The 13,074-nt window shown below is 56.1% G+C and carries 9 protein-coding genes; all 9 read right to left on the reverse strand.

What is annotated here, in order from left to right:
* Positions 1 to 102: 102 nt before the first annotated feature.
* Positions 103 to 1,284, reverse strand: a complete 1,182-nt coding sequence (locus VK738_01150; GenBank protein HTD21239.1) for a DegT/DnrJ/EryC1/StrS family aminotransferase — start codon at positions 1,282 to 1,284, stop codon at positions 103 to 105.
* Positions 1,285 to 1,297: 13 nt separating this feature from the next.
* The gene (locus VK738_01155; GenBank protein ID HTD21240.1) at positions 1,298 to 2,461 is read right to left on the reverse strand and encodes an FAD-dependent oxidoreductase; all 1,164 of its coding nucleotides are present in this window, start codon (positions 2,459 to 2,461) and stop codon (positions 1,298 to 1,300) included.
* Positions 2,362 to 2,955 carry an acyltransferase gene (locus VK738_01160; protein ID HTD21241.1) on the reverse strand — a complete coding sequence of 198 codons (594 nt, stop codon included), beginning with the start codon at positions 2,953 to 2,955 and terminating at the stop codon, positions 2,362 to 2,364. The genes VK738_01155 and VK738_01160 overlap by 100 nt, the downstream gene beginning before the upstream one ends.
* Before the next feature lie 33 nt (positions 2,956 to 2,988).
* A complete protein-coding gene (locus tag VK738_01165; GenBank protein HTD21242.1) occupies positions 2,989 to 4,080 on the reverse strand; it encodes a Gfo/Idh/MocA family oxidoreductase in 1,092 nt (363 codons plus the stop codon).
* Positions 4,081 to 4,158: 78 nt separating this feature from the next.
* The gene (locus tag VK738_01170) at positions 4,159 to 5,166 is read right to left on the reverse strand and encodes a polysaccharide biosynthesis/export family protein (GenBank protein ID HTD21243.1); all 1,008 of its coding nucleotides are present in this window, start codon (positions 5,164 to 5,166) and stop codon (positions 4,159 to 4,161) included.
* Positions 5,153 to 7,423 carry a polysaccharide biosynthesis tyrosine autokinase gene (locus VK738_01175; protein ID HTD21244.1) on the reverse strand — a complete coding sequence of 757 codons (2,271 nt, stop codon included), beginning with the start codon at positions 7,421 to 7,423 and terminating at the stop codon, positions 5,153 to 5,155. Before VK738_01175 ends, VK738_01170 begins: the two co-directional genes overlap by 14 nt.
* Positions 7,424 to 7,465: 42 nt before the next feature.
* Entirely contained in the window at positions 7,466 to 8,035 is a 570-nt protein-coding gene (locus tag VK738_01180; GenBank protein HTD21245.1) for a UpxY family transcription antiterminator, read from the reverse strand.
* Positions 8,036 to 8,592: 557 nt separating this feature from the next.
* Positions 8,593 to 11,028 (reverse strand): plastocyanin/azurin family copper-binding protein, encoded by a 2,436-nt coding sequence (locus tag VK738_01185; GenBank protein ID HTD21246.1) that lies wholly within the window; start codon positions 11,026 to 11,028, stop codon positions 8,593 to 8,595.
* Between the two features lie 352 nt (positions 11,029 to 11,380).
* Positions 11,381 to 12,928 carry a YifB family Mg chelatase-like AAA ATPase gene (locus VK738_01190; GenBank protein ID HTD21247.1) on the reverse strand — a complete coding sequence of 516 codons (1,548 nt, stop codon included), beginning with the start codon at positions 12,926 to 12,928 and terminating at the stop codon, positions 11,381 to 11,383.
* Between the last annotated feature and the right edge of the window lie 146 nt (positions 12,929 to 13,074).

The following is a 13,074-nucleotide window of genomic DNA, read 5'->3' on the forward strand; positions in this document are numbered from 1 at the left end:
GCCTCCCGCTCCGCACATGACGGAGCTTACGCTACGGGTTAACTTGAACCCACTCTTTCAAACAGGAGAAGGTTCGCATGGTTCTTCTTTGGCGGTACCGGGTCAAGCACCGATTTTGGCTATTGTTTCTGAATTTAGGATTTCAGCAGCTTTCTTTTGCCGCACCCTGGTCGCGACTGGTGCCACTGCTCGGTGCACAGCCTGCGCAATTTCTTGCTGGTCACCTTTGTTGAGATACGGATGCATGGGCAAGCTGACGACCCGTTCAGCAGCAGCTTCCGCGTTCGGAAAGCTTCCGCGTCCCACTCCAGGAATTGCAAACGCGGGCTGAAGATGCAGTGGGATTGGATAATGCACGGCAGTGGGAATGCCTTCGGTCTTCAACTGCTCTTGAAATGCTTGTCGGTCTTCCACCTGGATTGTGTACTGGGCATAAACCGAGGTGTTGTGAGGCTCTACGTATGGCGTCGTAACCACGTCCTTAAGCAGTTCGCTTAAGGAAGCGCCAATGCAAACGCGATTTGCGATTTCAGCGTCGAATGTTTGGAGCTTTGCCAGAAGCACGGCAGCCTGTAAGGTATCGAGGCGGCCGTTGATGCCAACCAGCGGATGGTGATAGCGGCGGTCCTGGCCATGGAGCCGAATCTGCCGCATTCGGGTTGCTAGTGCTTCATCGTTGCTGAAGCATGCTCCACCGTCACCGTAACAGCCGAGTGGCTTTGAGGGGAAGAAGCTGGTGCACCCGATTGTGGAGAGATTGCACGAAGGCCGCCCCTTGTGGGTCGCGCCGAAGCTTTGGGCCGCGTCCTCGATGACGGCGATACCATGCGCAGCAGCCACTTCGTTGATGGCATCCATCTCCGCACATTGACCATAAAGCGAGACGGCGATGATGGCTTTGGTGCGCGGCATAATCACCGCATCCAGTAGCTTCGGATCGAGGTTGTACGTGCGCGGATCAATGTCCACAAAGACCGGCCGCGCTCCAAGCAGCGCGATGGTCTCTGCCGTCGCGACAAAGCTAAACGGCGTGGTTACGACCTCATCGCCGATGCCGACGCCAAGCGCCATCAGTGCAATCAGCAGCGCGTCAGTTCCACTCGCACACCCGATGCAGTACCGGCTACCGGTGCGCGCCGCCAGGCTCTGCTCAAGTTCCGCCACCTCAGGCCCCATGATGAACTGGCTATGCTGAAGAACTGCGTGAATGCGTGCATCAACGGCAGCTTTCAGGCTTGCGTACTGTGTCTTGAGGTCAACAAATTCCATACTTGCTCTGCTCATTCGAACTCCTCGATTAGCGTTGCGAGGCTACAGCTTCGGCAACACGGAGACCAAGGACCCGCGCCGTCGTCCACTTGCCCCCGAAGACGCTGACAACGTCTCGACTTTTTTCAATGGCGTATTCGCGTGTTGCTTTGTTAGGGTTCGCGTGGGAGCGGATCAGCGGACGCAACCCTGAGAAGACACCGCAGATATCCACGTTCCGCGATGGGAAATAGTGATGGTAAAGCTCCAGCAAATAGCTCGCCTCTTCCAGACTGCAGCAGATTGGCTCGCTGAGCTTCTGGCGCACCTCGGTGGTTCCTACCAGCGTTTTCGCCTGATGGGGAAGCACGAAGCAAATTCTGCCATCACTTGGGGCCTGCAGCAGAAAAGCGTTCTCACACTCAGAGTCGAGCAGGAGGTGGCTGCCGCGAATGAGGTCCAGATGGTGTTGGGCTTCGATGCCGCTCGTCTCCAGCAACTGCCGCGCCCACGGACCGGCTGCGTTCACGACCTTGTCGTAGCACCGCTGCTGCCCGTCAACTTGCACGGTAGCATCGGGTGATATGGCTTCGACTAAATTTTCCGTATGCATCCGAACGCCAGCCGCCGTTGCTTTTTCTGCTGCCCAAAGGCCGAGAGCCTGGTCATCCATCTGCCCGTCGAAAAAGGTGAACGCTCCCAGCAGACCTTCCGACCGCAGATCGCTGCAGGAACGAAGGACCTCTTCCCGCGAGCACCAGCGCGAATAACCAAGAGAAGCTTGCCCTGCGAGCCAGTCGTAAAGAGTCAATCCGCACCAGATCATCCATCCCGGCCGGCGGCTCCCCTTATAAACAGGCACGTTGATTTGCAGAGGCTTGGCCAAGTGCGGCGCTCTTACCATCCACCACCGGCGCTCGTGAAGCGCTTCCCTTACCAGTTTAAGGTGGCCCTGCTCCAGGTAACGCAATCCTCCGTGCAGCAACTTGGTTGAGGCAGAACTGGTTGCGCCCATCAACTGGCCGCGCTCGAACAGGTCAACCGAACAACCCTTGAGTGCCAGCGCCCAGGCGGACATCACACCATTGATGCCGCCGCCAACCACCGCTACTTTTATTGCGCCGGCTTGCAGCAAGTATCCATGACTTTGTAGTTCGAGTTGCACGCCCGGCAGTGAGCGTGATCGTTCGACAATTCCAGACGGATGCCACACTGGCAGATCCAGCCGATCCTCCTCCCGGGATTGCCCACGACCAAAGCGTAGTCGGGCACGTTCTTTGTGATCACGGTTCCAGCGCCGATCATGGCATAGCTCCCGATCACATTACCGCAGAGGATCACCGCATTGGCTCCAATCGTCGCTCCTCGCTTTACCAGAGTTTCTTGATACTCGTGCTTGCGTACGATGTGACTGCGCGGGTTGATCACGTTGGTGAAAACCATGCTGGGCCCGCAGAACACATCGTCTTCGAGCACAACCGCGTCATACACCGAGACGTTGTTCTGGATTTTTACGTTATTCCCGATTCGGGCTTTGCCTACGAAGACATTCTGTCCTAGCGAGCAGTTTGTCCCAACCTCCGCAGCGGAAGTGATGTGGGTCCAGTGCCAGATTCTGGTCCCCAGGCCGATCTTTGCACCCGTATCAATAATTGCCGTCTCGTGAGCGAAATAGCAGAGTACGGGCGCGGATATGGATTCAATCATGCTGGTGTTCCAGAGAACCAGTGTTCCAGAGGCCTAGTGTTCCAGAGGTAAAGACACGCGGCGCCCATCCCGGGCTGAGATGTACATGGCGGTTAGCAACTCCAGCGACCGCAGGCCTTCGCGGCCATCGGTGTCCGGCTCGCATCTTCCCCGCAAGACCTCGATAACGTTCTCGTAGTAAAGCGCGTGACCAGAGCCGTAAACCGACTGACTTACATAACTGCTCTCCTGCGTCAGATTGTCATCCGGATCAGGCGAGTCGAATTCCCAGTGCTGGATTTCATTCGCCGCGACGCCGCCCACGCGAGCCGTCCCCCGCTCGCCGAGGATGGTGATTGACCCCTCCATGTTTTTTGGATAAGTCAGCATGGTGACATTCAACGATCCCAACGCCCCCGAGCGCCACTTGATGCCGACAACCCCGGTATCTTCGACCTCGATGTTGCGGGCCAGAGTGCCAATGTACGCCTGCACGCTTTCTACGGGGCCAACTATCCAGTCGAGCAGATCAACGTAGTGGCTGGCCTGGTTCATGAGCGCGCCGCCATCGAACTCCCATTTTCCGCGCCAGCCTTCGCTGTCGTAATACTCCTGCGGGCGGGTCCAGAATACGTTGACTGTGGCCATAAAGATGCGTCCAAAGCGGCGCTTCTCGACGGCGCGCTTGAGCAACTGCAGAGTAGGATTCTTGCGGTTCTGTTTGACGACGAAGAGCCGCAGCCCAGCCCGGTCGAAGATTTCGACCATGCGCCTGCCGTCTTCCCAGCGCGTGGCCATCGGCTTCTCGGTTATAACGTGGCATCCCGCCTGGGCGGCTTCGATAGCTTGCCGCGCATGCAATCCGCTTGGAGTCGCGAGCATGACAATATCGGCATCTGACTCGGCCAACAACTCTGTCAATGTCTTGTATCCCTGCACTCCCTGTTGCGACATGGCTGCTTCCAGGCGCTCGGACTCGGTATCGCATACTCCCACTAGTTCGATGTCCTGCGCATGAGTGCTTGCAGACGAAAAATGGTTCTTCGAAATACGCCCACAGCCCACAATCGCAAGCCGTATCTTGCGATCAGTGATCTGTAACCGGGTAGTCAGACCTAACGTGCGAGTTGAAATAGAAACCGACATTGTAGATACCTTATTTCGTTAATCGTTGGTCAGAGTTCGAATCTGGATTCGGAGTTTGGCCGGCGCTGCTTGCAGACTTTACGGGCGCGCTGCGTAAACGGCTGCAACGCCCGCAGTCTGGAGTATGACGTCAATGGTGCGGCGGCCCATTCCACGAGTCAAACTGCCGGGCACGAAGATAATGTCCCCGGCCTGTAATGGAAGATCAGGGCTTTGCGATTTCAAAATCATTTTCAGATTCAAGGGAATCTCTTGCCGCGTTTCCTGAGTTGTACGGATGAGGCTGGCCTTGGTGATCGAGGCCGAGGATTTGATGCCTTCCGCCAACGCCAGCGCCTGCATCACGCTAAGGGTCGCACGACGGTCGAGCAGAAACCCCCCAGGCCGTTCAACGTCACCAAGAACATAAACGATTCCAGTCTGACCTACTGTGATGTTATCGCCCGGCAAGATTTCAGGGTTGCTTTGGCCCTCATCCTTGTCGCTCAAATCAACGTGAATGGTCTGTGTGGAATCTCCCTCACGCGCTATGGTGACCGTGTTACCGGCGCGTGAAGTCAATCCGCCAGCAACTGAAATGAGATCGCGAAGCCGGTGCGAGCGTAACAACGGATACGCGCCTGGCCTCGAGACTTCGCCCGTGATGTAGGCCGATTGACCAGCGTATTCCGCGACGAAGACAGAAACCTGTGGGTCTTTGACGAAGTTTCCCTCAATCAGTTTGCTTCGGATTAGTTTTTCGAGTGCACTCGGAGACATACCCTGAACAGCAATTTCCCCGATCAGCGCCATCGTGATCTTTCCATCGCTATCCACGCGGATTTTTTGTGTCAGCTCCGGGGTATCGAAGACGTTGATCTCGAGCAGATCGCCGGGGCCAAGCGCAACCCGCGCGCCAGTAATGCCCGTAGATAATGAATCTCTTGCAGCGAAGGTTCCCCCTGCTGTGGGGGCGCTGCCTGCTTGCTGCGCTTGAGGCTCAGTAGCCTGCGCCTGCACCCTGTCAGTTTCCCTCGCCTGCGCCGACAAAATCACGGCAGCCAACAGGATAAACAACAGTAAAAGGATGGTTTTAGACTGCTGCATTATTGCGCTTCCTTCCGTTCTCGTTGAAATAGCGGGCGTAAAGGGATGGGCTGTTGCCGTAGTATCCATGGGCCTTCAAATCAAAGTCGTTGATGATCGCGCCCGCCACGTTGGCATCTACACGAGCCAGTATCTCCTGGGCCCGGAACAGATCCTGGCGCCGGCTTTGCTCAGCACGCAGCACGAGCACGACGGTATCAGCCATAGTCGCGAGTATGGCCGCGTCGCTGAGACCGATAACCGGTGGGGCATCAATAATGACCTGATCAAATTCCTGGCGCCACAATGAAACCAATTCACGCATCCGGTCGGAGTCGAGCAGGTCGGGAGGCTTCGATGGCCTGGCGCCCGCGGGCAGAATAAACAGATTGGGCAGCTCGGGGTGAGGCAGGTAGGATTCTCTGGGGTCGCCGCCGGTGAGCGCCGCGCTTAATCCTCCGTTGCGACGAAGATTCAAGCAACGATGCAAGCCGGCCCAGCGCAGGTCGGCATCCACCAACAGCACGCGGCGTTTTTTCTGGGCGAACACCACCGCAGTATTCACGCTGGTCGTCGTTTTGCCTTCACGGGGCAGAGGGCTTGTAATTAAATGCACCTTCGGGGCTGGTCCGCCGTTGGGGAGAAGCAGCACCGTGCGCAGAGATCGGTAGGCATCGGCCATCTCGCTTTCCGGACGTTCCAGCGCCGCAACTAGAGTCGCACCGCTCGCGCCGTTTCGGTTTGCTGATGACAGAATTCCGCGTGCAGCACTTTCGCTCAAGTGGGGCACAATACCGAGCGCCGGCAGAGAGCCGACGTCAGCTACATCATTCGGCGATGCGATGGTGGTATCAATGTTGTTGAGCAGAAAGCACAACGTCAAACCACCTAACGAACCAACAAACATTCCCATTGCGAGATTCAACACGGGGCGGGGCTCGACAGGACTTACTGGAATTGCTGCCGGATCAATGACCGCCACATTCGTCGCTTTGAGACCCGCAATGATGCCGGCTTCTTTCAGCCTCTTCACCAGTTGTTCGTACAATTCGCGGGTGGCATCCACATCATGCTTCAGCATCGCGGCTTGGATGCTGGCCTCATTGGTGTCATAGGCTTCCAGCTTCTGTTTTTCAAATTCGTCATGCAACATGGACTCGCTCTTGAGTGCCGCTTCGTATTGGTCCTTGATCTTTCCGCGGGTACGATCAAGTTCCAGCCTGGTGGCCTCAGCGGCTTTCTCTAATTGCGCTTTCACCTGGATGACCTTGGGGTAAGCGTCGCCATACTTGGCATCTAGCTGTGCGTACTGGTTCTTGAGGTCAGCCTCTTGCGTGTGCAATACCTGCAGCGTGCTGCCGGGGGTGAGCTCTGCCAGAGACTCCGGATCGCCAGTCATGGCCACGCGGTAACGGGCTTCGTGCACGATGCGGTTGGCTCGTGCGTCCACGAGTTGCTGGTTGACAGTGGTCAACCTTTCAATCACAACATTGTGGTTTTCGTCGGTGCCAAAGATGCCTGTCTTTCTCTGATAGTCGAGGAGTTTTTCTTCAGCCAACTCCGCGTCTTTCTTCACATCATTCAGTTGCCCAGACAGCCAATTCGTTGGCCGCATGGCAGCCAGGTATTTCATCTGGAAGCCCTGCTCGACGTAGGTATCGGCGAGCGTGTTCACGACACTCGCCGCGAGTTCCCTCGATTTGCAGCGGAACCGGATCTCGATGATTTCAGTCTTTGGCACCGACTGAACATGCAACCGGCTGTGAAACTCATCCAGCAGCATCCTCCTGCATTCCGGACCGATACTGTCAAAAGACTGGTTCGGCGGCGTCACACATTCTGCTGGCCCGAGGATGAATCTTCTGTGCGCTGTTTCAGGGCGCTGATCCAGACGCAGTTGCTTGATCACATCCCATGCCAGGGCATCGGTCTGCAGCACGTTCACCTGGGTTTGTAGTTTGGTCTCAGAGTCCACTCCGGCAGCCTTCGCCAGAGCATCCATGTCGAAGCTGCTCGGAGAATCGAAGTCCACGGTCAGCCGGCCAATGCCTTCGTATCTGGTCGGCAGAACCAGTGAAATGATCAGTGCCGTCAGTATGCCCATGGCAAGGCAGGCGAAGAAGGCGGTCCTGCGCTTCAACAGGATCTGCCACACCTCGCGCAGTGTGATCTCGTCACGCTCGCGCGGTGAGCGCGGTTTCATGGCGAGATACGTTCGCGCGCCATACCCGCGCGGTATGATGCTGCCATTGGGTTCGTGTTTTTCGTTCAGATCCATCAGGGTTCCAAAAATCTCATGCTGAGTATTTGCCAGCAACCACTACACACAAGGTTCAAGTTCGTCCGCATAGACGTGCACCGCGAAGCTGCGCATGATGCAATCAACGCTGACAACCACACGCAGGTGGCCATCCTTGCGAATGACCACGCCTTCTAACCCGGCCAACGCTCCCGACCGGATACGCGCGCGATTTCCGACCTTAAGATAAGGATAGGGATCTACCTGCCGTAACCGCAGTCCGGCACGAAGAGTATCAATCTCGGCGTCGGGAAGGGGCAGTAACTCTCGGCCAGTGCCGACGATGGATACGACAGTTGGCACTTCCAGAACACGCACGCGTTCGGTGAGTGCAATCCTCGCGAACAAGTATCCAGTGAACAGCGGCAGTTCGACTTTCTGGGTCGTGCGGTTCTTCCAGCGCTTGGTTACGGTGTACAGCGGCAGAAACACCTCTACCCCCTTCATCCGAAGATGCCGTTCGACCCGCTTCTCCTGGTTCGAAGCGGTATACAGGGCGTACCAGTTGCGGACTGGTTCCATGCGAGAGGGGGTAGCTGCGTTAGGCGTCGAATCTTCGGCGTCCACAGCGTAAGCGGCTTGTCTCATCATTCAAGGTTGCCGTTAGGTATTGTTGGGTTTCTTTATTGGTATGTTGGAACCACTGTTGTGAGACGGTTGCGAGGAACAACCCTCATTCGGCCAAGGCTTCGCCATCGCGGCTTAGCCACTGCAGTTTTACACATGTTTTACACAGGCAAAAATTTAGAAGACAGGCAGCCCGATTAGTGATGGTGCTAAATATATTTGGGTTCCAATCTTCCAGCGATGACAATACTTTTGGTATGCTCGCCTGGCTTGCGGAGACCGAAACCGAAAATCTAAGTTAATTACTGCAGTTCTTGAATAGGGAAAATCCCAAGTGCGGAAAATCCTCGATTCAGAAAAACTATAGAGTGCGAATGTTTCGAACGCATTAAGATTCAGTGAATCGAAAGTTAAAATCCAGATACGAAAGTGGAAAAACGGAGTCGCATATGTCCTGTTGGCGCAGCAAAGGTCGTCCAGAAGACCATGCGTGTCTTACCGCTTGTAAGAGCCTGGAAGCTTACCAGCCAATTCGAAAATTTCGAAACTGCACTGAGAACTGACAACCGAGAACTGCTTTCCTAATACGAAAACGGTCTCGGCCACAGGCGTACCTTGGTTGTAACCGTTCCACTCGTGCCGCCGGAGTCGTTTATATTCACCGTTACATTCCATCCGCCGATTCTGTTATAGACGTGTGTGCCGATCACGTTATAGTTTTGGCCGCCGGTTGAGACAACGGTTGCTGCTGTGGGTGCGGTTCCGTCTCCCCAATTGATCGTAGTGCCCGAAAAGTCACTGGCTTTACTGTTGGGGTCGCTATCGGCAAAGCTGGCGACGACAAGGGTAAACGGCTTGCCCAAACGCACGCGCAGGTTTCGCCCGTTACCACCGTTGATCATGTAGTCCGCGGTCTGGCATTGAGAAAATTCCGAGGTATTGCCGCCGGGGTCAGTTGCGGTTGCGGTGACAGATTGCCCGCCTACATTCGGTGTTTGAAGAAGGATGGCGCTAAAAGATGCGTTGCCGCTGCCATCGGTGCTTACCGTCTGCGAACCCAGAAGAATCTGCCCCTGGCCGTGGCCGGAGGGACCGCAGGCCGGGCTGCTGAAGAACTCCACCCGGAAGGCGGTATTGGGCGTACTGTTCAGAGTTCCATTGATGGTGGTCTCATCGCAGGCTGACGCGTTGCTCAGCACCGGATAGTTTTGCAGGTTATTCGGCCCGGCATGCGGACCGCCCGGTGTATTGTTCGTAACCCCATCGTTGCCCAGATCAATTCCTAAGACTGTATTGGAAAAAATTGTGTTGCCTTCGATGGCATTGCCGGTCGCCGCGTTCGTGATGACAACAACTCCTTTTTGGTTATAAGCAATGGTGTTGCCGGAGCCGACGGTGGTTCCGCCAATCACGTTGTTGGCCGCGCCCAAGTCAACGGTCACGCCATAAGCGCCATTCCCCAGAGGAGCAGAACCAGAAACATCTACACCAATAAGATTCCCCTGGACCAGATTACCGTTGGTGCCGCTGCTCAGGATCAGGACCCCGTTCTGAAAATTTCCCGAGATGAGGTTGCGCGCAGCCGGCGTGGTTCCTCCTATACTGTTATTGATCGTTCCGCCGCCGAGCTGCACGCCTTGGGCGTTGCCCACGGCAGCCGTACCTGCGGCATTTGTGCCTATGAAGTTGCCCACTACAATATTGTTGTTTGCCGTTGGCCCGGTGATGAACACGCCGTAATTATTGCCGGAGACAACGTTGCCCGCCCCTGCCGCCGTACCCCCGATCGTGTTGTTCGTGGTGACGCCTGGACCGGCGCTGCCCGCGATGCGCACGCCAAAATTGTTGCCCAGGGTTGCAGTGCCCGCTGAATTGACGCCGATAAAGTTCCCTTCCACCAGGTTGTTGCTGGCGCCGGGGCTGTTGATGTCAATACCGGAGTTGGTGTTGCCTGAGATCACGTTAGCCATCCCGGCAGTTGTGCCTCCGATGGTGTTGTTACCGGCGCTGATCAGAGAGATGCCCGTGGAGTTGGGCACGGCGGCTACGCCTGCGGCGTTGGTGCCGATGTAATTGCCCAACACCTGATTTGCGGTTGCGCCTGCGCCATTGAGGTTAATGCCTGATCCAGCGTTGCCCGAGATGAGGTTGCGCGCAGCCGCAAGCGTCCCGCCGATGGTGTTATTGGCGGTCTGGATCAGGATGCCATCCCCATTACCCGCAGCGGCCGTACCGGAAGCATTCGTGCCGATAAAATTTCCTGCAATGGTATTGTTGCCGTTTCCGATCACCAGGATCCCATATTGGGAAAAACCATGAATCACCAGCCCGCGCACAGTCGTGTTTCCGCCGGTAATCGTAAGACCGGTCGCGCTTCCCGCGCCGCTGCCATTGAGTTCAATCACGGGTGTAGGGCTGGTGGGCGACTGGCTGTATCCATCGAGAAGAACCGGATTCGTGATGGCGGGCAGCGCCGAAGCCAGTGTGATGGTCTGCACTCCCCCTCCAGGAATACTAAAGGTGATCGTGGTCAGGTCGGGATCGGCGTTGACATCAAGGATCGCCTGCCGCAATGAGCCCGCCCCGGAGTCGGCGGTGTTCGTCACCACCGGATTTACGATGACCTTCCCGGTCATTGCGGCTAAATGGACTGAGCAGTAGTAAGCGAAAGTACCGGCGCTGTTAAAGGTAAAGCTAAACGTACTAGGAGCACTATGGGCCCCTGAATCCCACTTTCCGTCTGCCGTGCATGTGCCCGAACAGGTGCCCGAAGTCGTGGAATGAAAACCCGAAACCCAATCCCACTGGACCGTATCGCCGGCGTTGATCGTCGTGCTGCTGGTAGCGCTCGCGACATCAACGAAATTGTGCAGATTATTGACACCAACGTTGACGTGCCTTGTGGCTGCCCCGGAGGGCAAAATGGAAAGCAGCACAATGGCCAGCAACCTCAAGGCAAGGGAAAAAACGTTAGGACAGTTTCCCGCTAATGCTGAGACAAACTTGGTTATCTTCATGGCTCCTGCTCGTTAAGCGGAATCCAAACCGACCCCGGAAAATTGTTTAAAGTTTGTTTGTTGCTAGATTCTTAAAAGACGCAGGGCCCAATTACAACAGAAGATAGCCTGCTCGTCCGACCTATTTTAAAGTCGTGGAGTGAAAAGTGTTGTTAAAGTGTTGTTAATCAAAATCCACAAGTGGAATCTTTAAGACAGCGCACACCTTCCAGCCCGCCACCGGTTCACTTGCTAACCTGGCTAGTTTCAACCGCTTGGACTAGCTAAGCCCGATTTTGTAATGTTCCATGTGCAGTACGGAATTTTACGAAGCAGAACGGAGCCGGAGCGACAAAATGCATTCCGGCACCATTTAGGCCCAAAACGTGCGATCAAGCGTTCTATATTGGATCGCCTCGGCCAGATGCAAACTTTCTATCTGAGACGTCCCTTCCAGGTCGGCAATCGTGCGCGCAACTTTTAGAATTCTGTCGTGGGCCCGCGCGCTTAGCCCTTGTTGTTGCATCGCGCGCTCCAGCAGCCGCTCACTCTCGCCAGAAAGTTCACAGTATGTCCTGATCTGCCTGGCGCCCATCTGGGCGTTGGAGTAAATCCGCTCGCCGGCGACAGCAAAGCGATTAAGCTGCACTTCACGAGCGCGTATGACGCGCTCACGAACCTGCTCGGAGCTCTCTGGTGTGCTGCCCGTGCGTAGCTCTTTGTAGTTCACAGCCGGCACGTCAATGTGGATATCAATGCGATCGAGCAGCGGCCCTGAGATTTTGGACATGTAGCGCTGAATTATGGGCTGCGTGCATTGGCAGTCGCGCGACTTGTCATTAAAAAATCCGCAGGGACACGGATTCATCGCCGCCGCCAGCATGAAGCGGGCTGGAAAAGTCAGCGACATGGAGGCCCGCGCAATGCAGACGCTGCCATCTTCCAGTGGCTGGCGCATGACCTCTAGAACGTTGCGTGGAAATTCCGGCAGCTCGTCCAGAAAGAGTACGCCATTGTGGGCCAGCGAGACCTCTCCCGGACGCGGCACAATCCCGCCGCCAATCAGCCCGGCATCGGAAATCGTGTGGTGCGGCGAGCGAAAGGGCCTCACACCCACCAATCCCGTACCCGCGTCCAGCACGCCGGCAACGCTGTGAATTTTGGTGGTCTCCAGAGCCTCTTCGAAGGTAAACGGCGGCAGGATGGTGGGCACACGCTTGGCCAACATGGTTTTACCCGAGCCCGGCGGCCCGATCATCAGGATGTTGTGCCCACCGGCGCATGCAACCTCAAGCGCACGCTTAGCGGTTTGCTGCCCGCGGACATCTTTGAAATCCACGGCGAAGTGCTGCGCCTGCTGCAAGACTGCAGCCGGATCGCTGGCTAAAGGAGCAATACCATTGCTGTGGTTCAGGAAGTGGACTACCTCCATCAGCGACTTCACCGGATAAACATTCACACCCGCAACCACGGCTGCTTCGCGCGCGTTGACCTCAGGCACAATCAGGTTCAGGATCTTGCGGTTGCGGGTGGCCATGGCAATCGGCAGAGCGCCACGCACCCCCCGGATGCCGCCATCGAGCGACAGCTCGCCCACCAGCACATATTCCTTGAGTTCTTTCTTAATCAGCCCGCCATAGGCGCCAATGATTCCCAAGGCCATGGGCAGGTCGAATCCTGAGCCTTCTTTCTTGATGTCGGCAGGCGCAAGGTTGATGGTGATATGCGTCGGCGGGACATCGTAGCCGCAGTTTTTCAAAGCCGCGCGGACCCGCTCCCGGCTCTCGCGCACCGCGGCATCGGGCAAACCCACGGTATGAAACCGGTCTTCGTTGATCTTGATGCCAGAGACATCCACCTCGACTTCGATGATGTTGGCGTCTATCCCATAAACCGCCGCGCTGAGAGTTTTGAAGAGCATAAGGGAATCAAAGTAAAAGGATAACAGGGGTTAAATTGCGGAGTATAACGGCAGCCACAAAAAAAGAAAACGGTCTAGGCGTGAAAAGGCAGGAAATCGAAAAAATCGTCCGATCAAGCTTTCTCCTTCAATCGGACGCACCACCG

Source organism: Terriglobales bacterium (assembly GCA_035487355.1).
Classification (GTDB): Bacteria; Acidobacteriota; Terriglobia; order Terriglobales; family Acidobacteriaceae; genus QIAW01.